The sequence below is a fragment of the Marinicella gelatinilytica genome (assembly GCF_026410405.1).
Classification (GTDB): Bacteria; Pseudomonadota; Gammaproteobacteria; order Xanthomonadales; family Marinicellaceae; genus Marinicella; species Marinicella gelatinilytica.
In genome coordinates this window covers 190347-212920 of sequence record NZ_JAPMLN010000001.1, presented here as the reverse complement: position 1 = coordinate 212920, position 22574 = coordinate 190347, and the positions used below count along the sequence as shown (strand labels likewise).

The window sequence follows — 22574 nt, the reverse complement described above, 5'->3', positions numbered from 1 at the left end:
CGTGGGTAATAATTGCTCAATGCTGGGGTTTAACTGTTTTTGAGATTTGAACCTAGGACTTTTGACTTAAAAGTGGGTTTGAATTCTAATATCAACTTATTTAGAACGAGCCGAATGTCTTCAATACAGTGAAGTACGGTAAAATTTGTTGATTAAAAATTATTGCTATGCCGGCTCAAGCCGTAAGCCCACCGACCATTTTTTCTTGGTTATGGCTGAGTATTCCTGAAGTTGCTTAACCGTACCCACCGCAGAAAAACCAAAGGATTTAAAGGCCTTTAATTCATCCAGCCAGGTATCAGGATTCAGGTGCAAATCACTTAAAACAGATGCCATTTCAACAGAAATAAACCCATGATTATCATCCCGAATAATGCGACCGGTTTGATCGAGTAAATCAAGGTAGCTTGATAGATAAAAGGGCAGGTCATGATCGCCCTGACCAAAGCCCAATAAGTCCGTACTCTTGTGTTCAATCCGTTCTTTAATCGAGGTAAACTCTGAATGACGCAAAGATTTGGCTAACCCGGCCCTAATCGGGTTTAAATCAACGTAAGCCATACAAGTTAACAAAGCCCGCTCATCAAGCAATGCCTGGCTCTTGAACCTACTTTCCCAGAAATGACCAGTGCACTCATCCTCCTGATTAGCTTTGCGAGCAATGTATTCATTGACAGTCTTCATGAACCAAGATATAGAACATAACCGTTCACGGTATAACTCTACATATTGCTTTACTTCTTTTAGTTCTAATTCATCGCTTACATCATCTTGTAAATAACGCTGACAAAGAATGGGTAGTGAGTATAAAAATAACCAAGCCATCAGGACTTGTTTATCGGTCCACTGAGCATTATCACCAATTCGTAATACCAGATGGAAATGATTACTCATAATGGCATAAGAACAGACATCAATGGCAAAGACCGAAGCGGTCTTTTTTATACGATCAACCAGCCATTGCCGACGGTGTTCATACGAATCTCCCGTTAAGGGGTCTTTACCAAATAAAAAGGCCTGACGGACACATCGTGAAATGATGTGGTAATAAGGCGTCTGATTCACACAAATTTGCTGTTTTCTGGCGACAGTCATCATAATCTCCCTATCAAAACGCCATTTTCGCCGAATAGAAAAATAAAATCTGTAGCAAATGTCGATTGGGCTTGTAAGAAAATGACTACATGAGGTGACTGTCCTGAATTCTTCTGTCCTGAATTCTTCTTGATTCTTTGTTAAATTGCCAAATGGGTGATGATTTGATTTTTAGCGATTCGTTTGATTAACAATTCATGCGGATAATGTGATTAGTTTCACGATTATCAGCTTTTTGCCCGAAATAATCATTTTCTTGTCAGATTCATTGGCTACAATAATAGCCAATAATCATAATGGGTAGACAAATGCGACACATCAAATGGATTCTGTTTTTGGCTGTTTTAACTCTCGCTGCGTGTGGTGATTCAAGCGATGATCAATCACAACAACAAGCTGACAACAAAGTCACCAAATCACCAATAGATCAGACCACGACGGCCCAAGAAACCGATAGTGAAACTGCTCAAATTGTGGTCAGCCATGCCGGTGAATTTCAGGTTTTAAATATTTCAGAAGGGATTTATGATAACACCGCGGCTTTGCAGATTAATGTCAATCAGCCACTGGATCGACAACAGGATTTTAATCAGCGGATTCAGGTTACCGAATCAGGGCAGAGGATTCAACCTGCCTGGATAATCGATGAGCAGGGTTTGGCGTTATATTACCCCTTTATTGAAACCGATACCGACTATACCATAAAGATCAGCCAATCGTTGCAATCTGAATCCGGTAAAACGTTGAGCCAGAACCACCAAAAAACCCTAAAAACACAACCGCCCCAGCAATCGGTACGATTTGTATCGCAAGGCTACACCATGCTTTCCAGCGATAAGACGCTGCCGATTGAAGCGGTCAATGTGAATGCCGTAGATTTGAAATTCTGGCGTATCCACAGCAATCAACTGCATCAGTTTCTGCAAAATCCACACAAAACCAGCACCTATCAGCTGCGTGATTTAGCCAAAATGGCTGATTTAGTTTATACCGCACAATTTGATTTAGACAGCACCGCCAATAAAACAGAACAACATCAATTACCGATGAATGGCATAGATGAAATCACCCAGGCCGGGGTTTATTTTGTCACCATGATGGGCGCCGAAAACTACGATTATGATTATGCCAGCAGCTGGTTTATCCAAACCGACATCGCATTACACAGCCGTCAATATAGCGAATCGATGGCCTTATTTGTGCAACAACTGCCCAACGCAACTGCTTATCAAAATGTCAAGCTAACGGTTTACAATGACAAAGGCACTATCCAGGCCGAAGCGCTTACTGATGCCAGTGGTTTTGCTCAATTACCCACTTCAGGGCGTAAAAAAGCCCAATTTATCGTCGCTGAAAAAGATAAGCAAATCCAAATTCTCAGGCTCAATGAACCGAAACTCGACATAAGCGAATACCCGATCAGTGGTCGCCATTATCAGCCCCAGGAATTGTTCTTGTACGCGCCCCGAGATTTATACCGTCCGGGAGAAACGGTGCATATTAATGGCTTGTTGCGCAATGATGACGGTCGCTTTGAACGTGCTTTACCGCTGACTGTTGATGTCAAGCGCCCGGATAACCGTGTGATTCGGCACTTTAACTGGGCCGGTGATGCGCAGGGCTTTTACAGCACAACATTCGAGTTACCGGACAATGCCATGACCGGACAATGGCAATTTGTGGTGCATTTATCGGATAAACGCCGTTTTCAGTATGACTTTTCGGTGCAGGACTTTTTGCCTGAACGTTTGACTATGACCCTGAAACCTGACAACAAACAAGTCGCAGCGGACGCACCGGCCAAAATTAGTATCCTGGCAGACTATCTATACGGCGCACCGGCCGCCGGCAATCGCTTTGATGCCACCGTGACATTATCCACAGCGCAAAAACTTTTTGAGGACTACAGCGATTATCAATTTGGCGCCAACCATTATCAGGAATATAATGACAGTTTCACCGTCGATGCAGCACAACTGAGTGAAGCAGGGACAGGCACCTTAATCATACCGAATAAATGGCAGGACACACAGTTTCCTTTAAACCTCACCGCCCATGTTAATGTTTATGAGGCTGGTGGCCGACCTTTGTCGCGTTACAGTCGTTTGCAGGTTTGGCCCCATGACCGTGCTGTCGGCATTAAGCCTTTATGGGACAGCCGCTTTGCCGACCCCAATACCGCCAATGGCTTTGAATTAATAGCGGTTAATCAAGCCGGCGAGCAAATTGATATGGCTGATGCCCAGGTGGTTCTGGTTCAGGAAAACAGCCAGCGCTATTGGCATTGGGGTGATGATGGCTGGGCCTATCGTAATCGTGATGAGGAACAAACCGTTTACAGTGCCATACAGCCCTTAACCGCCGCCCAGGCGGTACAAATCCAGTTGCCTTTGCAATACGGCCAGTACCGATTAGAAGTGCGGGATGAACAACAAAATATCCTCAGTTCTTACCGCTTTTTTGCCGGTTGGCGCTGGTATGATCCGAATAATTTACAAGCTGAAAAACCTGATCAGGTGAAGCTCAATTGGCAGCATCATGCGGTGACGCCCGGTGAAAGTGCCACCTTAAGTGTTCAAGCGCCGTTTGCCGGAACCGCATTGATTACCGTGGAATCAGATGAATTGCTGTGGCATCAGGTGCAGACCTTAGATCAAGCAAGCACTGAAATAAAGATACCCATTGACCAAAACTGGCACCGTCAGGACATTTACGCTGTGGTTACGGTCATTAAAGCCGGGCAACCGAAACGTAAACACCTACCGCAACGGGCTTTGGGAATTATTCATGTGCCGCTGGATAAACAAGACCAAAAACTCGCAATCGAGCTCAACCATCAGCCCAAAGTCTTACCTGATCAACATTTCACAGTTCAGCTTAAAGTCAATAATCTTAACGCTAACACACAACAACAAAGCTTTGTGACGCTGGCTGCGGTGGACACCGGTGTCTTGAATGTCAGTCAGTTCAAAACCCCGGATCCGTTTGCCTGGTTTTTTAATCCACGACAATATTCGCCGGCGATTCATGACATGTATGGCCGTTTAATTGCACTGATTGATGCCAAGAAAGCGGTGCAAAAGTTTGGTGGTGACGCCGACATCAGCCGTGGTGGCGACAAACCCAAGTCTGAAGTTCAAATCGTCTCTTTACTCAGTGAGAAAGTGCCGCTGAACGCACAGGGTGAAGCGGAGATAAACTTTAAACTGCCTTATTTTAATGGCGAGTTGCGCCTGATGGCAGTGGCTTTTAATAACCACCAAATCGGCAGCACTGACAGCACCGTGAAAGTCGCTGCGCCGGTGGTGATTGAAGCCTCCTTGCCGCGCTTTATGGCTAAAGGCGATCAGTCAACCGCCGTTATTGAAGTCCATAACACCGAAAACAAAGACACCGAAATCAAACTCAGTATCAAAGCCGATCAAGCCCTTGGCGGCGAACATAAAGACTTAACATTGTCATTAACAGCCGATGAAAAACAACGCATCGAATTGCCGATTAAAGCCACCAATCATCAGGGTCAAGGCCACCTCACGATTCAGGCTGATGCCAGTAACAGTGACTTTCGTATGGATCGCCAATGGGCTTTGGGACTGCGTGCGGCGCGTCCGGCCATCACCCAACAGCATAGTCTGATTGTCCAGGCCGGTGCAACAGTGTCCAACAAAAAGGATTGGCATAATCATTTTGAATCTGATGGTTTGAAATCGGTGTTAACAATTTCTGATCAAATCATCCTGGCCGAAGAGCAACAATTGGCTGAATTGTTACAATACCCTTATGGTTGCCTGGAACAAACCACCAGCCGTGCATGGCCACTCATATTGGCCGATAAAGAGGATTTTTCGGTGTATGCCAAACAAAGCAATATAGACCTATTCAGTAACCGGCATAAACACATCGAAACTGCCATTGGCCGTATTCTTAGTATGCAAAAATCCAATGGCAGTTTTGGTTATTGGTCTAATGACAGCCACGAAGCCAATTGGTTAACCGTGTTTGCTACGGACTTTCTGTTGACCGCTCAAAACCAAGGTTATTCCGTGCCGACTCATGCTTTGAATAAAGCCACTGAACGCCTGCGTTATTATGTGCAAAGCCAATTTCGTCTGCAGTCAGATCTCAGCCGCTATTTGAGTAACCAGGATGTATTTCGGGTTTCGGTGAAAGCCTATGCCGCCTATGTATTGGCACAAAGTCAACAACTCAGTATCGGCGATGTGCGCCGGGTTTATGACAGTATTCCAAAAGACATCAACAGCCCCTTGCCTTTAGCACACAGTGCCCGGGCCCTGGAACTGATGGGCGATCAACAACGCGCCACCGAAGCCTGGCAAAAGGTGATGGACCTCCAATGGCAGACTGACCGCCATGCCTACTACGGTAACTATGGCTCAAAAATCCGCGATTATACCGCCGTGGTACGTTTAGGCTTAGAAAGTCCACTGTTAAATCAATTACCGCAATCGGTGTTGTCCATGCTACCTGAGATCAAATCTGAACTCACAAAACGCCGCTGGCTCTCAACCCAAGAGCGTGGCATGTTATTTAGAACGGCAAAATCCCTGGCACAACAATCTGACGGTAACTGGCAGATTAATTTGACCAACGCCGGTGAAACCACCGCCATTCAGCGTCAGCAGGATCTGGTCAATGTATATGTCGGGGACGATGCCAAAACCGATATTAAGATTGAAAATACCGGTGATGAAGCTTTGTATGTTGATTGGATTTATCAGGGCTACCCGAATAAGCCCATGGCGTTAACGGAAGGTGTGAGCGTCGATAAACAGTATTATGACTTGTCGGGTAAAGTGTTGGATTTATCAACAGTCAGTAGCGGAGACTTGGTGATTGTTAAAATCAGTGCCAGCCTCGATAAATCGATTGGTTATTTGCCTGATGCCTTATTGGTGGACTTGCTGCCGGCAGGCTTTGAACCTGAAAATCAGGCGCTTGATCACGCCATGAGTCTGGATGACATTCAAATTGATGGTAAAACGCCGAAACAATGGAATGAAAACAACCGTTTAAAGCATGAAGAATACCGGGATGACCGTTACGTAGCAGCCTTTACCTTGTCGTCTTATGAAGCGACGCATTTGGTTTATTTGGTGCGGGCAGTGACACCGGGTACTTACACCGTGCCCCAGACTTTGGTGGAAGACATGTACCGACCTGACATTCGGGGCTTATCAGACACCGATGCGCAGCTAACCATTAAAGTCCGATAAAGTATGGCCACAAAGCATCCGATCAGCTTACGACAGCGGCTAAAAAAACCGCTGTGGTTGCTGTTATTATGTTGTGTCGCCACCTGGCTCACTTTTTTAATTCTGGATCGCATATGGCCGTTGCCGGTGGAATCCTTTGAGCAACGGCATTTTGCCCAGGTGGTGGTGGATAAAGATGGCTTACCGTTGCGCGCTTTTGCCGATGACAATGGCGTCTGGCGTTACCCAACCACAGTGGATCAGGTCTCGCCTTTGTACATTGAAGCCTTAATCAACTACGAAGACCGCTATTTTTATCAGCATTTTGGTGTTAATCCATTCTCCATTGTGCGTGCCGCCTGGCAGCGACTGCGGGCAGGGCGATATATCTCCGGTGCATCGACCTTGACCATGCAAGTGGCCAGAATTATGCAGAATCATGACAAAACGCTGCGCGGAAAAGTCGGGCAAATGTTTCGTGCTTTACAACTGGAATGGCATTACAGTAAAACAGACATACTCAATTTTTACCTCAATTATGCACCCTTTGGCGGCCCCTTAGAAGGTGTGGAAGCTGCCACCCATGCTTATTTAGGTAAATCGGCCATTCAACTAACGCATGCTGAAGCCGCACTGTTGGCGGTGATGCCGCAGGCACCAAGTTTGTATCGGCCTGATCGTTATCCGGAACGCGCGCAACAGGCCCGCGATAAGGTCCTAAACCGGCTGGCCGATTATAAAGTCTGGTCACAACAAACCGTTCAGGAAGCCCGGCATGAACCGGTCTATGCACAATACAAAACCCAGCCCATGACAGCCGCTTTATTGGCGCGTGATTTGCGCGGGCAATACCCCGATCGTTCCCTCATTCAAACCACCATCGACCGTGATTTACAAACCGAACTGGAATGGCTGGCAAAAGAATACGCCGAAAACAGTGGTGAAGCCATGTCAGTGGCGGTGATGGTGGTGGATAATCAAACCATGGCTGTGACCGCATACCTTGGTAGTGCAGATTTTTTCAGTGACAGCCGCGCAGGGCAGGTGGACATGATCCAAGCGGTGCGCTCACCGGGCTCCACCTTAAAACCTTTTATTTACGGACTGGCGCTTGATCAGGGCTTAATTCATTCGCAATCTTTGCTGTTGGATGTACCGATGTCTTTTGACGGCTATCGACCCCATAACTTTTCTGAGCATTTCAGCGGACCGGTCAGTGCTTCAGAAGCTTTGTTGCGATCCTTAAATATGCCCGCGGTACAATTACTCGATGCCATCGGTCCTGAACCATTTTATGCTGCCATGCATAACGCCGGTTTAAACCTGCAACTGCCAAACCGGGCACAACCCAATCTGTCCATGGCTTTAGGTGGCGGCGGGGTTAATATGGCGGAATTAATGCAAGTATTCAGTGCTTTGGGGCGCAACGGACAGGCAGGATTTCTACGCTACGTACCGGAACAAAAGCTGATAGAACGGCCTTTATTAAGTGCCGGATCTGCCTGGATTGTGCAAGACATCCTGTCGCAGGGGCAGCTTGAAAAAAGACTCTATCACGATGATTTAACCGGTAACCGGGATTTGGCTTTTAAAACCGGGACCAGCTATGGTGGCCGCGACGCCTGGGCCGTTGGCGTTAATACCGCTTATACCATCGGTGTCTGGGTGGGGCGGCCCGATGGCGCTTTTGTCAGCGACAACACCGGACGCTTAGCTGCGGTGCCTTTACTGCGACAAGTCCACGGCATGCTTCCTAAAAATGCTGACATGTACCCGGCACCGGCCAGTGTCCAATTAACCACCATTTGCTGGCCCTTGGGTACGGCCATAAATTTACAAAATCCGGCCGATTGCCACCGTAAGAAACAGGCCTATACTCTGAATAACATGACGCCGCCAACCCGCCATGACGGATTGATGAATCAACTTCAAAAACCCCGCTTAACGGTATTACTCAATAACCAAGGCGAACGCGTCACACCGCAATGCTCTAGCGGTAAAGCCCGGCAACAACAAATCACCGTTTGGCCGGTGGTACTGGAACCCTGGTTACCACCACGCTGGCACCGTGATCAGTTATTACCGGATTTTGCTGAGGACTGCCGCCTGTGGCACAACCAAAACCGCTTAGAAATCGTTGGCATCCATCCCGATGCCACCCTCTATCCCGAAGCCGGTAGCCGGCAACTGCCCAGCATCGAACTCACCGTCGCCGGCTCCACCGGCCGGCATTACTGGTTTCTCAACGACCGGCTGATTAACAATTCACAAAGCACCGTACAACTCGATCAACTCACCCCCGGCCACTATCAATTGCGCGTTATCGACCAAAGTGCCCAACAAGCCAGCCTGAATTTCGAGGTGGCGATGTAAGGAATTCTGTATATCAAGCATCACGTCATCCTCGGACGAAGATCCGAGGATCTCAGTAAGTTAAGAGTATGATTAAACAATGAGTAACACTTAAAATCTGTGCAAATAACATTGTTTTTTTGTATGGCGTAATAGTTATGAGATTCTCGTGTCGGAGCACGAGAATGACGGAATGGCTGAGGTTCTATCCAGACTAAGCGAAATCTTGTCATCTGGCCATAAACCATGCTTTTTGTGAGTCCATTCTCAATAATGTGGTTTTGTGGGATTATAATCATACTATGAAACGCAAAACGTACACCTTTATTGCCTTTTTGCTGATTGGCTGTTCAGTTAAGGCTGCCGACTACCACATTGGCCCGGGCCAGCCCTTATCGGCCATTGCCGATGTCGATTGGACCACTTTACAAGCCGGCGATCGGGTTTATATTCACTGGCGATCAACACCTTATCGGGAAAAATGGGTGATTAATGTCCAGGGTACGGCACAGAACCCCATATCGATTATTGGCGTTAATGGGCCAAATGGTCAACAGCCGGTGATTGATGGTGAGAATGCCGTGACGGTGGCCGGTCTGAACTTCTGGAATGAACTCCGTGGCGTGATTAAAATTGGTGGCTCGAATGTGCCGAGTGATGGCTTACCACAGCACATTATCATTGAGAATTTAGACATCCGTTCCGGCCATCCGGATTATCAATTCACCAATGATGAAGGCCAAACCGAAACCTACAGCAACAATGCCGCCGCCATCTATGTCGAAAAAGCCGCGCATTTAACCATTCGCAACTGCAGCCTCAGTAACTCCGGAAACGGCTTGTTTATCGGTGCTTTTAACGGTCAGACCGAGAACATCTTGATTGAGAAAAACCATATTTACGGTAACGGTGTGGTCGGTCGTATTTATGAGCACAACACTTACACCGCCGCCATCGACATCACCTATCAGTTTAATCGTTTTGGGCCGTTAAAAGCCGGGGCCGGGGGCAATAACCTGAAAGACCGTTCCGCCGGTTTGGTGGTGGCCTATAACTGGATTGAAGGCGGTAATCGCCAGTTGGACCTTGTCGATGCCGAAGATTCAAGCGTTTTGGTCAATCACCCAAGTTACAACGAAACCCATGTCTATGGCAATATTCTGATTGAACCGGACAACGACGGCAATTCGCAAATGATACATTACGGCGGTGACAGCGGCACACTGGCCGATTACCGTAAAGGCACGCTTCATCTATACAACAACACCTTCATCTCGCAACGCAGCGGCAACACCACCTTGGTGCGATTATCCACCAACGATGAAAGCACCGAAGTCTTTAATAACATCTATTACGGTACTGCCTCCGGGCATACCCTGGCACTGATGGCCGGTAACGGCACTTTGAACTATCAGCACAATTGGCTTAAAACCAATTACAGCGACTGCCATTGCAGCCCCAATGGCGTGGTCAATAATCTTGGCAATCAAATCACCGGCAGCACCCCGGATTTTATCGACCTCAACAGCCAGAACTACCGCCTCAATATCAACGCCGCCAGCATCAACCAGGGCATGGCCATCCCCACAAACCTAAGCACCCACTCACCCCAATTCGAATACCAAAAACACCAACAAGCTCAACCCCGACTCAACGACGGCATCCTCGACATCGGCGCCTACGAAACCATCGACCTGATTTTTGCCGATGGGTTTGAGTGATAACACTAAGCTAAGCAGTTTACCCATTAAACAACTTGTAAAGATATCTTACAAATTGAAAAAGTCCAAAGAGAAGTTAAATGAAATCTAAAATATTGATTGAACCCGTGGTGGATTTGGAGTGATTTTTGGAAAATAAAGATGGTTTTACCTCCAAAAAAAGGTATGTCATTCCGACTAAGCGAAGCGCATGGAGGAATCTCCTCAATTTTGCGACAAATTTCTACCGTTGGGAGATATCTCCACTCGCTCCGCTCGGTCGATATGACAGTATTTGTTTTTTCTCCCAAATGCACCACGGGTTGATTTAGTATATACTGCTGTCTGTGAACTATTAGAATAATTCATTTTAGGCATGACTCTATAGTGCAATGAAAAAAACAAAGCTTTTATTTGCTATCGCAAATTGGATCCCCGGATCAAGTCCGAGGAAGTCGCAATTTAAAATTTAAATCAGCCCCAAATACGCGACGTATTCGGGCTTGACCCGGATACCCAGTAGGCAAAGCCTACAAAAGCGAAGCTTTTCTAATGTTTAAACCCTACCGATTCAACCGCTTCTCAATCAGCTGATCGACCACATCGGGTTCAGCCAAGGTGGTGGTATCGCCGAGGGTATCGATCTCATTGGCGGCGATTTTCCGGAGAATGCGGCGCATGATTTTACCGGAGCGGGTTTTCGGCAGGCTGGGGGTGAATTGAATCAGGTCCGGGGTGGCAATGGGGCCGATTTCTTTGCGCACCCATTGCTTTAACTCTGCCGCCAGTTCATCACCGGCATCGTCATCATTATTTAAAATGGCATAGACATAAATACCCTGGCCTGTGATGTCATGGGGATAGCCGACCACCGCGGCTTCCACCACCTGGTCATGCTCACAAATGGCACTTTCCACTTCGGCCGTACCCATACGGTGTCCCGAGACATTAATGACATCATCGACCCGACCGGTGATGCGATAAAAGCCGTCTTCATCACGACGGGCACCGTCACCGGAGGTGTAAACACCTTTAAACATGGAAAAATAGGTTTGGTAAAAACGCTCGTGATCACCATAAACTGTGCGCATTTGTCCGGGCCAACTGTCCTTAATCACCAATTGACCTTCATTCTGACCGGATAATTCTTGACCGTCTGCGTCCATTAGAGCCGGTTGAATCCCAAAAAAGGGCAGGGAAGCTTTGCCCGGTTTTAACGGTGTCACACCGGCCATTGGCGAAATCATAATGCCCCCGGTTTCGGTTTGCCACCAGGTATCAATCACCGGACAGCGCTTGTCACCGACCATCTCATAATACCATTCCCAAGCTTCGACATTAATCGGCTCGCCCACAGAACCTAAGACCCGCAACGATTTACGCGAAGTGTTTTTAAGAAACTCATCGCCTTGTTTCATTAAAGCCCGAATGGCGGTGGGCGCGGTATAAATAATATCCACGTGGTGCTTATCGACAATCTGCCAAAAGCGGCTGTAATCCGGATAACTCGGCACGCCTTCAAACATCATCGTGGTGCACGCATTGGCCAGGGGACCATACACCACATAACTGTGACCGGTGACCCAGCCGATGTCGGCGGTACACCAGTAAATGTCATTATTGTGCACCCCAAATACTTCTTTGTGGGTCAAAGCGCAATACACCAAATACCCGCCGGTGGTGTGTAAAACGCCTTTGGGCGAACCGGTGGAACCGGAGGTATAAAGAATAAACAAGGGATCTTCGGCATTCATAGCCACCGGCTGACATTCATCACTGACGTCCTTGGCCAGTTCATGGTACCAGTGATTATGGTTTTGTAGTTTAACCGCTTCATCATCGGTCTGAATTACCAGAACATCAGTTAAATAATCCATCACACCGGTTTTTGCGCAGGCTTTATCCACATTACTTTTGAGGGGAATTTTTTTGCCGCCGCGCCGCGAATAATCCGCCGTAATTACAAACTGTGATTCACAATTAATAATGCGATCGGCCAGGGCATCCGCCGAAAAACCGCCGAACACCACCGAATGAACAGCACCAATTCGTGTGCACGCCAGCATGGCATAGGCCGCTTCCGGAATCATCGGCATATACAGGGTCACCCGGTCGCCTTTTTGAACGCCAATTTTTTTCAAAACATTGGCAAATCGACAGACTTCATCATGTAAATCAGCAAAACTGATATGCCGGCTTTTTTTCGGGTCATCGCCTTCCCAAATAATCGCCGTCTTATCCGCTTTTTCCGGTAAATGCCGGTCAATGCAGTTATAAGACACATTCAGCTCACCATCGCCATACCAGCGAATATGCAAGTCATCCTGATCGAAAGACACATCCTTAACCTCAGAATAAGGCTTAAACCAATCCAAAATCTGCCCCTGCTGTCGCCAAAACGCTTCATTATTGGTGATGCTTTGCTGATACAAATCCTGATAACTTTGCATGGTAAATCGGGACGGGGCTTTATTTTTAATCGGTTCTGACATATTGACCTCAAATAATATTTATTAGTTAATTTATTATAACCAATATCAAGCTCAACTGTCATGCAGGAAAGCTTAATTCAGAATCAAAATCACATTGTATAACACTCTAACCGCATGGCTGCCCTAAGGTGCCCTAATGTTGGTGTCCCTGTTTTATAGCGCAATACTCTATGAACCTTATGATTCACAACGCCGTTTGAATCATCGTAATACAAAGCAGGGTTTTCAAAAAGTACTGTGCACATATTGATCAAATTCGTAACTTAAATTCCTATCAAAAAACATAAATTTTCTTGCTAAATAGATATTTCGATGATAATCTAAATATAAATCTTTAAAAAATCTTTACATGAAAGAAGATAACAAACAAACACTGTTCCAAGCCATTGCCGATGTGCAAAGAAGGCGGATACTCGAAATCCTGAAAACCGGCGAACAATCGGTGGCAGAAATTAACGATAAACTCGATATCAGCGGCGCCACATTATCGCACCACTTAACCATTTTAAAACAAGCAGATTTAGTGCGGGTTAGACGGGCAGGGCAAAAACGAATTTACACCTTAAACACGAGTGTGCTGGAACAATTACTCATTATGTTTAAAAACTTAACCGGACAGTCGGGAGAATAAAATGCGAGAGAAAAATTTAATTATATCTGTGGTGGTGGTTTTGATTGTCACCTGGTTAACAGCATTCTTTTACTATTCAAAACTACCTGAAATGATACCCACTCATTGGAACATCGATGGACAAATCGATGATTACACCAGTAAGCCATGGGGCGTATACATGTTACCGTCAATTAGCACTGCCACAACTCTGTTGTTATTATTGTTACCAAAAATCTCCCCCAAAGGATTTCGGCTGGATTCCGCACTTCGGGTTTATTACATCATTACTCTATTAACAGCCATGTTCCTGCTTGGCATTATGCTGCTGATGTTTCATGTGGCATTAGGCAAACCCCTTGATATCACTGCCTGGATTTTGGCTGGCACCGGTGCTTTGATGATGATTATTGGTAATTTCTTAAGCAAAGTCCCAAAAAACTTCTTTCTCGGTATCCGCACCCCTTGGACTCTTGCCAGCGACAAAGTTTGGTATAAAACCCACCGACTCGGTGCCTGGGTCTTCATCCTCTCAGGCTTAGTCATCATGATTGCCGCGTTCACAGGCGCTTCCACCGGCCTCATCTTAGTTCTTATCGGTATTATGGCAATCGTACCGATACTGTATTCGTTGTATGTTTATAAAAAATTAGAAGGGTTTGGTGGCGATGAAAATTAAAGCAAATTTTTACTGAGCTTATTAAGCTATATTATGATGTTGAGATTTTAATAAATTAATTCATATTAAAACCATGACCACTCAATCACCTAAAATTCCTCTAACGATAAAACCTTTATCAGAAAAGTTTGCTTTTATTCCTGTGATGATGGCTTTGAAAGATTATGCTGTTTTTGATTCCTGGTTAGCAGCGCGTGATTTTGTTTTTGATTTGCAGGTGACGGCACCGCAGGTGGTTTGGCTAGATGTTGAACAGTTAGAATCATTTCAAAACACCTTAGCTGATATAAATATCATCACGGAACAAGTTTCAAAAGAAACCGCCGAACACATCGCGATGGCAAATAAACCGATCCGCGGTGATGTGAAAATCCAAATCCGAACACGTGGCGAAATGAATGTGGAACTGGTTATAGAATTAAAAGCACAACAACTGATCTCACATTACCAAGTTGGCGACAATGCCGATGGTATTTATCATTGGAAAGATGATCGCTGGTATCAGGATTTTTACTTATATGCCTTTAAAAAAGAAGACCTGCCTCAGATTGAAGCATTGATTAAAGGTTATTATTATAGGGTTGTGCGGGATGAGGGGTGATTTAGCTTAGTTCAACCTTATTCATTAATCCATTGATAACTATCGAGAGATGCTTGTATTCATGAAAGTGATAGTATAATAACTGTATGAAAACAGAACTTGCCACAATATTGAAGCATCAGGCCACAAAAATATTAACTGATTTGCGTGAATCTAAAGAGCCTATACTGATAACTGAGCATGGTCGACCGTCTGCGTATCTTGTTGATGTCGAACATTATGACATGCTGCAAAAGCGTATGGCTATTATAGAAGGCATTGCCCGTGGTGAAGCGGCCATTGAAGAAGGGCGCACGTATTCACACAGTCAAGCGTCTGAAAAAATGGCGAAATGGCTGAAATAATTTGGACGGAATCGGCTTTAATCGACTTAGATGAAATAGCTGAGTATATTGCACTTGATAAACCCACTGCGGCACAACATTTAGTTCAAAAAGTATTTTCCAAGGTCAAGCGCTTGGCCCAATTCCCTGATTCCGGTAAAAAACCGGCTGAACTCACTGCAAACACCCGTTACCGAGAACTTGTCGTTAAACCTTGTCTTATTTTTTATCGCGTTCAAGGTGAGAAAGTGTATATCGTTTATGTAATGAGTAGCGAGCGGCTTTTGCGTCGGTATATGTTGAGTGACCGTAGTATTTAAAACACCAATTAATTTCGATTTAAAATGAAATTATATTTATGGAATATTCTTTATTTTGAATGGCAGTTTCAAAGTTATAATAAAAGATTGATCCTTAATATACATTGATTTTATGTTTAAAAATTTGAAGTTAAATAAAACCAAACAATTCATTCTCACTGATAACACTGCTTTTAAAACATTAAAAGGATGCTTGTTTTGGTTAATTATGGTATTTGCTTTACCTGCATTTAATGCGATTGCTCAGGATTCAGGTGATGAACAAATAAGGTGTAAAGAAGAGTCTCAACATCTTTGGCCTGTAGATAATAGCTATGGAAATTATTTCATGTCTGCTGAGGTGCTTGGTAAAAAGCGAATTATGTCCGATAATGAGTCAGTGGTTTTAGAAACCATTGTTTATCCATCATTTAGCCAAGCGAAAATAATTACTATTTTAGATGATGAAAAAGGACATTTTCGGGCAGCATTAACTTTTTCCAAAGCTGAGGATTTATCAAAAGCAAAATTAAGCGACATTGATACCATTTATCGACCAATTAAGGTCGATTTGGTTAATAACTTAAGTGCCATATTCGAACAGGTTCTCATTAAAACAAAATATTCTGTTTACAATAAGTGCTCTTCTGCAAATGTTGGTGAGATTCATCAGTTTTATGTTAATGGCAATCAATATGGTCAAATGTATGGTCAAACCTGGTCACCTAAGATAAATACGCCTCCACATATTTTAACGTTTGTGACTCTCAGTCTTGAGCAATACATAAAAAGAGATATTGATACAGAAGCCTTTAGTAAGCTACTTGAAGAAAAGCAACAGAATTTAAAAGTTTTGCTTTAAAAAATTCTGAATAAAGTAATGATTATCACCTTTAATAATTAAAAGCTTTGCTTTTGTATGCTTCGCATACTCGCCTACAAGGATTTAGGTGTATCGCGATAGATTGGACTCGATAGCGATTGGATCTCCGTGTCGGGGCATGAGGCAGTTGTTGTACTTTATGACATTCATGTCATCAGCCCTTCGGGCTTGCTGCGCATGGTAAAACGGCTGTCCTGCCGTTGCCTTAAGGGCCCTATTGTTGGTGATCAGACAATCTCTGCATTCCTTGCATCCATGCAAATCGATGTCGCAGTTCTTGACATTGTCTAAGTCGTTTAACTGTACAACCCAAACCGCTTAATATAACCATCCACCGCCGGATTAATATGCGCTTCTGAGACTTCTGCACCGTAGGCGTAGGCGTTTCTTAATCTTAAGGATGAGATGTCGATGTTGGCTTGGTTTTTGGCAACGTAAACGTTGGGATTAAGTTCTTTGAGGTAGCTGACGAAGCAGTCGTTCAAAGGGTAACCGGGGCGTTCGTGGATTATCAGGCCGAAGCGGTTAATCAATTCATCCCAGCGGTGCCATTGGCGGAATTTTGGGGCGTGGCCGTGGGCATGGTCGCTGCTGATTATCAGGATTAAGTTATCGTGATCTTTGGCTAAGGCATCCAGGGTGTCGTAGGTGTAACTGGGTTGCCTGTTATGGATTTTTTGCTCAATATCGTTGACGGTGATATCTGTTTCCAATTCTTGGCTTAACTCTTTGGCCACTAACTTACACATTTCAAAGCGCTGTTCAAATGTGGCAATGGGAGATGATTTATCGGCGATCAAATTGGGTTGGTAAGTTGGAACAAGGATAAATTCGGACGTTTTTAAACCGAGTTCTTGAGACTTAGCCAGTGTATTTTTTACAACCTGTTCGTGGCCGCGATGGATGGGGTCGGCGGTCAGGCCGAATACCCAGGTGATGGCTTGATTGTTATTCATGCTGTCGGCTTTTTATAGTTAAAGGTGAGCGGCATTCTACGGTCTGCGCCCAATTTCATGCCACTGACCGATGAGCCGATGGCACCCTGCCGACGTTTGTATTCAGCCCGATTGACCTTGTTAATAACGTCTTTAACCACGGCCTGATCGATTTCTAAAATAGTGGCTATGGCTTGCGGCGATTGTCGCTGCTCGATGTAGGCAGTTAAGATGGTATCGAGGACATCGTAATCGGGTAGGCTGTCGCTGTCTTTTTGATCCGGTCGCAGTTCCGCCGAGGGTGGCTTGCTGATTATATTTTCCGGGATCACAGGGTTTTGCTGATTGCGATATCGGCACAAGGCATACACGTCGGTTTTATAGACATCAATAATCGGCGCAAAGCCACCAACCATATCGCCGTATAAGGTGCTGTAACCGACTGCAGACTCACTTTTATTACTGGTGGCGAGCACCAGTTTATTGTGGTTATTGGAAAAAGCCATCAACAACAGACCACGGATTCTGGCCTGCAGATTTTCATCGGTCAGACCGTGGTGGTAGTCTTTAAAGTGTGGTGTTAACTGTTTTTCAAAGACATCATGGGCTGTTTTTATTGGCACAATCTCAGATTGAATGCCGAGGTTGTTGGCTAATTGTTGGGCATCATCCACAGAATGATCCGAAGAATATTTTGATGGTAAGAGCAGGGTATAGACTTTATCCGCACCCAAAGCATCGGCCGCTAAAGTGGCCACCAGTGCCGAATCAATGCCGCCGGATAAACCCAAGATGACCTCGTTAAAACCATTTTTATGGACATAATCTTTGAGTGACAATCGCAAGGCGGCATATAAATCCGCCAAAGGATTTTTGTCAACACTTCGGCCTGCCAGTTGATTTAATGTATGGCTTTTGATGGCTTCCTGAAAGCCCGGTAATTGTTCACTGTTATCACCATGCACCAGACCGCTGTGACCGTCAAACACCAATTCATCCTGGCCGCCAATGGCGTTAACATAAACCAGCGGTTTATTCAGTTCCCGGGCTGTTTGTGCAAATTGCTGATGGCGGCGTTCGGGTTTGCCCAGGGCATAGGGTGAAGCACCTAAATTAATCAATAAATCAGCGCCCATTTCGGCTTGTTGTTTAACCGCCCGGGCCTCATGCCACAGGTCTTCACAAATACTGACACCGAGGGCGATGTCTTGGTTGTTAATGGTGAGTGAAAATACACCATCGCCTTGGCCGACGACAAAATGCCGCACTTCATCGAATATCAGGTAATTGGGCAGGGCTTGTTTATCATAAAAACCCAGTAATTGGCCGTTCTGAATAACCGCGGCACTGTTATAGCAACGCGGCTGGCCATCCTCTCCCACCGGCGCTGTGCGTGGCAGGCCGATAACGGCCACAAGATCTGAGCATTTGGGTACGATTTCATTAACTGCGCTGAGACAATCCTCAATAAAATAATCATGCAACAGCCAATCGCCACAACCGTAACCACTGATGGTTAATTCCGGAAAGACAATCAAATCGGCACGGTCTTTTTGTGCTTGTTCAACGGCGCTGATAATATGTTGTTGGTTACCGCTGATATCACCGGCCGTGGTATTAATTTGCGCCAGGCAAATACGCAGTTGCGCTATGTGTGTTTGTTGGGCAGACATTTAAACCACCAATAAGCTGAAATCGAGGGCTTTAACCGAGTGGGTGAGGGCACCCACCGAGATAAAATCCACACCGGTGGCGGCAATCCCGGCGACTGTGTCTAAATTCACGTTGCCTGAGGCTTCTAAGGGTGTTTTGCCGTCACTGAGGGCCACCGCTTCGCGCATCATGTCATTGGACATATTATCGAGCATAATGCGATAAACATCACAGGCCAGCGCTTGTTTGAGTTCGTCTAAATTGGTGACTTCAACTTCAATCAAAATCGCATCATGGTGAAAATCACGGAGTTTATTCACCGCCGCTGCAATACCGCCGGCGGCTTTGATGTGATTTTCTTTGAGCATGGCCATGTCATATAAACCCATGCGATGGTTCATACCGCCACCCAAGCGCACCGCCCATTTATCTAAGATACGTAAATTCGGTGCGGTTTTGCGGGTGTCTAAAATATGGCTTTTACCTTCACACAAATCCACAAATTGCCGGGTTAAGCTGGCAATGCCGCTCATGCGTTGCAATAAATTTAAAGCCACCCGTTCTGCGGCCAGGACTGATTGCGTGGGCCCGGAAATTATCGCCACCACTTCTTTAACCGTCACCTGATCCCCGTCATTTATTTTTAATTCGACCTGAATACACGAATCTTGCAGTAAAAAAGTTTCCTTAAAGACCGCCAAACCGGCGGCGATGCCATTTTCCTTCGCGATTAATTTCGCATGGCATTGATCCTGTTGAGTAAAGATGCCTTCACCGGTGATGTCTTGATGGTGAATGTCTTCAGCCAACGCGTTGGCAATAATCGGTCGATAAAGCGTGGGATTCATGGTCTTTAATCCAATTCCTGTTAAAATAACGGCCTTTCGGCCAAGTCAGCACATTATCGTAAAGCACGCCATGAATCACAAGCGCGAAGATTTAAAATACATGGAAAAAGCCTTTGAATTGGCTGAACAAGGCCTGTTCACCACCGGCGAAAATCCGCGAGTCGGCTGTGTCTTGGTCAAAGATGGTTCAATTATAGGCGAAGGTTTTCATTTACGCCCGGGCGAATCCCATGCGGAAATCTACGCTTTACAACAGGCCGGTGAACGGGCCAAAGGCAGTACCGCTTATGTCACCTTAGAACCTTGTTGTCATCACGGCAAAACACCGCCATGCAGTCAGGCGTTGATTGATGCCGGTGTGGCGCGGGTGGTGGTGGCCAATACCGATCCCAATGGTTTGGTCGGTGGCCAGGGTTTACAACAGCTTAAAGAGGCCGGTATCGATGTGACCACCGGCGTTTTATCAGAACTGGGCGACGATTTGAATGCGGGATTTTTTAAACGTATGCGTGAAAAAATACCCTTGGTGCGTTGCAAATTGGCTCAATCCCTTGATGGCCGCACAGCCATGGCCAGTGGTGAAAGTTATTGGATTACCGGTGAAGCGGCCAGACGTGATGTTCAACATTGGCGGGCACGCAGCGGTGCCATTATCACTGGTGTGGAAACAGTGATTCAGGATGATTGCCGCTTAACCGTACGGCCTGAGGCATTACCGGAAAAAGATTACAGCAAACCACACTTTTTTAATGAGCAACAGCCATTGCGGGTGATTATTGACAGCCAATTACGAACACCCCTTAATGCCACAATTTTGCAGCAGCAACCGGTGTTACTGGTGTGTGCAAACGCGTCACAGGAACGTATACAGGCTTTTCGCGAAACCGGATGTACCGTACAATCCATGCCGGGAACAAATCAACGTGTGGACTTAGCCGCGGTGTTACATTATCTGGGCGAGCTGGGCATCAATGAGGTGCTGGTGGAAGCCGGAGCGACTTTATCGGGGGCTTTTGTTGAAGCTAAATTGGTGGATGAACTGGTGATTTATACCGCACCGGTGCTGATGGGTGCTTCAGGACGACCTTTATTGAATTTTCATATTGATAAAATGGCCAACAGACTCCATATCGTCACAATCTCAATGCAGGCTTTTGGCCAAGACTGGCGCCTTCGTGCGTCCTTAAAATAATATGTTTACCGGAATTATACAAAGCATCGGTGAAGTCATCGAGCACAACAGCCAAGACCAGGGCGACCTACGGTTTCACATTAATACCGCATTGGCCGATTATGAACGCATTCAAATCGGAGATTCCATAGCCATGGATGGGGTGTGTTTAACCGTGGTGGATCGTCGCGACGATGTGGTGGCGGTGGATGTATCCATGGAAACCGTGCGTAAAACATCGGTCAAGGCCTGGCAACCGGGCACTGCGGTCAATATTGAACCGGCCCTGACCTTACAAACGCCTTTGGGTGGACATTTGGTCAGCGGTCATGTGGATGGCCTGGCCACCTGTGTTAAGCGAGAATCTGAAGCCCGCAGCGAAGTGTTTACTTTTCAATTACCCCCGGGATTTGAACGTTTTGTGGTGCCAAAAGGCTCGATTACACTGAATGGTGTAAGCTTAACCGTTAACGAAGTAAACGGTGATCAATTTACCGTTAACCTCATCCCCCATACCCTCGAAGCCACCAATCTGGATTCGATTCAAGTTAACCACCAGGTCAATTTTGAAATCGATACCATGGCACGATATGCAGACAAAATGCTGCAATATTATAATAGGTGAAAAATGCCATTAGAACTTAATAGCACTGCCGAATTAATCGAAGACATTAAAGCCGGCAAAATGATCATCATGATGGATGATGAAGAACGCGAAAATGAAGGTGATCTTATCATCGCCGCCAATGCCATCACCCCGGAAGTGGTTAATTTCATGACCAAGCATGCCCGTGGACTTATTTGTTTGACCTTGACCCGGGAAAAATGTGAACAGCTTAAATTACCGCTGATGGTGCATGAAAATACCGCACAATTGGCGACCAATTTCACCGTGTCGATTGATGCGGCGCATGGCATTACCACCGGCATTTCAGCCTATGACCGTTATAAAACCATCATTGATGCGGTCGAAGTCAATGCCAAGCCCGAAGATCTGGTGATGCCGGGACATATCTTTCCGCTAATGGCAGAGCCGGGCGGGGTGTTGTCGAGAGCAGGGCATACCGAAGCCGGTTGTGATATGGCACTGTTGTCCGGTCGCACACCGGCCGCAGTGATTGTGGAAATCATGAATGAAGACGGTTCCATGGCGCGACGGGATGACTTGGTAAAATTTGCCAGGCAGCATGACATTAAAATCGGTACCATCGCTGATTTAATTGAATACCGTTCCATGAATGAAACCACGGTAACGGTGGAAGATGAATTTAGTTATGATACTCAATGGGGTTCTTTTAAGGTCAAGAAATACCGTGATGCCATTGCCAATTGTGAACACCTGGCCTTTTATCGCGGTGATTTACAGGCGGATAAACCAGTACCGGTGCGGGTTCAATTTGGTCATTTTTTCCGTGAATTACGCGGTCTTGACTCAAATGATAATTACTGGACGGCACAACGGGCGATGAAAACCATCGCAGATCGGGGCGAGGGCGTGTTGGTGATTCTTAACAGCAATGAATCCGTACCGATTGATATCGATGATCAATTCAATCATCAGAAAAAACGAGAATCAGTGTACCAAAATGTCGGTGTCGGCTCCCAAATTCTGAAAGATTTAAACGTTGGCGAAATGCAACTCATGAGCCCTGAAGCCCGTTATCCCGCCTTATCTGGTTTTGGATTAACGATTTGTGAATACCTTACTTACGAGAAATAA

General features: G+C 45.7%; 17 protein-coding genes. 12 read left to right on the top strand and 5 right to left on the bottom strand.

The window, feature by feature from the left end:
- Positions 1 to 165: 165 nt before the first annotated feature.
- A complete protein-coding gene (locus tag OS173_RS00810) occupies positions 166 to 1098 on the bottom strand; it encodes a transposase (protein WP_267182373.1) in 933 nt (310 codons plus the stop codon).
- A gap of 305 nt (positions 1099 to 1403) precedes the next feature.
- Here OS173_RS00810 and OS173_RS00805 point away from each other — a divergent pair, with 305 nt between their 5' ends.
- The 3 genes from OS173_RS00805 to OS173_RS00795 all read left to right on the top strand — a co-directional run bounded on the left by OS173_RS00805 (position 1404) and on the right by OS173_RS00795 (position 10381).
- Positions 1404 to 6329 (top strand): alpha-2-macroglobulin family protein, encoded by a 4926-nt coding sequence (locus OS173_RS00805; RefSeq protein WP_267182372.1) that lies wholly within the window; start codon positions 1404 to 1406, stop codon positions 6327 to 6329.
- Between the two features lie 3 nt (positions 6330 to 6332).
- Positions 6333 to 8681, top strand: a complete 2349-nt coding sequence (gene pbpC, locus OS173_RS00800; protein WP_267182371.1) for a penicillin-binding protein 1C — start codon at positions 6333 to 6335, stop codon at positions 8679 to 8681.
- A 281-nt stretch (positions 8682 to 8962) separates the two neighbouring features.
- Positions 8963 to 10381: a right-handed parallel beta-helix repeat-containing protein gene (locus OS173_RS00795; RefSeq protein ID WP_267182370.1), complete on the top strand. Its 1419-nt coding sequence runs from the start codon at positions 8963 to 8965 to the stop codon at positions 10379 to 10381.
- 542 nt (positions 10382 to 10923) lie between these two features.
- Here OS173_RS00795 and acs read toward each other — a convergent pair.
- A complete protein-coding gene (gene acs, locus OS173_RS00790) occupies positions 10924 to 12852 on the bottom strand; it encodes an acetate--CoA ligase (protein WP_267182369.1) in 1929 nt (642 codons plus the stop codon).
- Between the two features lie 349 nt (positions 12853 to 13201).
- On the opposite strand from acs, the gene OS173_RS00785 reads away from it, so the two are divergent.
- From OS173_RS00785 to OS173_RS00760, 6 genes are all read left to right on the top strand, one after another.
- The gene (locus OS173_RS00785; RefSeq protein WP_267182368.1) at positions 13202 to 13483 is read left to right on the top strand and encodes a metalloregulator ArsR/SmtB family transcription factor; all 282 of its coding nucleotides are present in this window, start codon (positions 13202 to 13204) and stop codon (positions 13481 to 13483) included.
- 1 nt (position 13484) lies between these two features.
- Positions 13485 to 14141: an SdpI family protein gene (locus OS173_RS00780; protein WP_267182367.1), complete on the top strand. Its 657-nt coding sequence runs from the start codon at positions 13485 to 13487 to the stop codon at positions 14139 to 14141.
- Between the two features lie 73 nt (positions 14142 to 14214).
- A complete protein-coding gene (locus OS173_RS00775; protein ID WP_267182366.1) occupies positions 14215 to 14742 on the top strand; it encodes a hypothetical protein in 528 nt (175 codons plus the stop codon).
- Between the two features lie 86 nt (positions 14743 to 14828).
- Positions 14829 to 15086: a type II toxin-antitoxin system Phd/YefM family antitoxin gene (locus OS173_RS00770; RefSeq protein WP_267182365.1), complete on the top strand. Its 258-nt coding sequence runs from the start codon at positions 14829 to 14831 to the stop codon at positions 15084 to 15086.
- Positions 15074 to 15385 carry a type II toxin-antitoxin system RelE/ParE family toxin gene (locus OS173_RS00765; RefSeq protein WP_267182364.1) on the top strand — a complete coding sequence of 104 codons (312 nt, stop codon included), beginning with the start codon at positions 15074 to 15076 and terminating at the stop codon, positions 15383 to 15385. The genes OS173_RS00770 and OS173_RS00765 overlap by 13 nt, the downstream gene beginning before the upstream one ends.
- A gap of 112 nt (positions 15386 to 15497) precedes the next feature.
- The gene (locus OS173_RS00760) at positions 15498 to 16226 is read left to right on the top strand and encodes a hypothetical protein (protein WP_267182363.1); all 729 of its coding nucleotides are present in this window, start codon (positions 15498 to 15500) and stop codon (positions 16224 to 16226) included.
- 317 nt (positions 16227 to 16543) lie between these two features.
- On the opposite strand, the gene OS173_RS00755 is transcribed toward OS173_RS00760, so the two are convergent.
- The 3 genes from OS173_RS00755 to nadC are packed head-to-tail and all read right to left on the bottom strand — an operon-like array spanning position 16544 to position 19683.
- Positions 16544 to 17203, bottom strand: coding sequence for a nicotinate-nicotinamide nucleotide adenylyltransferase (locus OS173_RS00755; protein WP_267182362.1), 660 nt, complete (start codon positions 17201 to 17203; stop codon positions 16544 to 16546).
- Positions 17200 to 18855 carry an NAD+ synthase gene (locus tag OS173_RS00750; protein ID WP_267182361.1) on the bottom strand — a complete coding sequence of 552 codons (1656 nt, stop codon included), beginning with the start codon at positions 18853 to 18855 and terminating at the stop codon, positions 17200 to 17202. Before OS173_RS00750 ends, OS173_RS00755 begins: the two co-directional genes overlap by 4 nt.
- Positions 18856 to 19683: a carboxylating nicotinate-nucleotide diphosphorylase gene (nadC, locus tag OS173_RS00745; RefSeq protein WP_267182360.1), complete on the bottom strand. Its 828-nt coding sequence runs from the start codon at positions 19681 to 19683 to the stop codon at positions 18856 to 18858.
- A gap of 70 nt (positions 19684 to 19753) precedes the next feature.
- Between nadC and ribD the strand changes: the two genes are divergently transcribed.
- Genes ribD through ribB form a run of 3 tightly spaced genes read left to right on the top strand, consistent with a single transcriptional unit; the run spans position 19754 to position 22574 of the window.
- Positions 19754 to 20875 (top strand): bifunctional diaminohydroxyphosphoribosylaminopyrimidine deaminase/5-amino-6-(5-phosphoribosylamino)uracil reductase RibD, encoded by a 1122-nt coding sequence (ribD, locus tag OS173_RS00740; protein ID WP_267182359.1) that lies wholly within the window; start codon positions 19754 to 19756, stop codon positions 20873 to 20875.
- Between the two features lies 1 nt (position 20876).
- Positions 20877 to 21479 carry a riboflavin synthase gene (locus tag OS173_RS00735; RefSeq protein WP_267182358.1) on the top strand — a complete coding sequence of 201 codons (603 nt, stop codon included), beginning with the start codon at positions 20877 to 20879 and terminating at the stop codon, positions 21477 to 21479.
- Positions 21480 to 21482: 3 nt separating this feature from the next.
- Entirely contained in the window at positions 21483 to 22574 is a 1092-nt protein-coding gene (gene ribB, locus OS173_RS00730) for a 3,4-dihydroxy-2-butanone-4-phosphate synthase (protein ID WP_267182357.1), read from the top strand.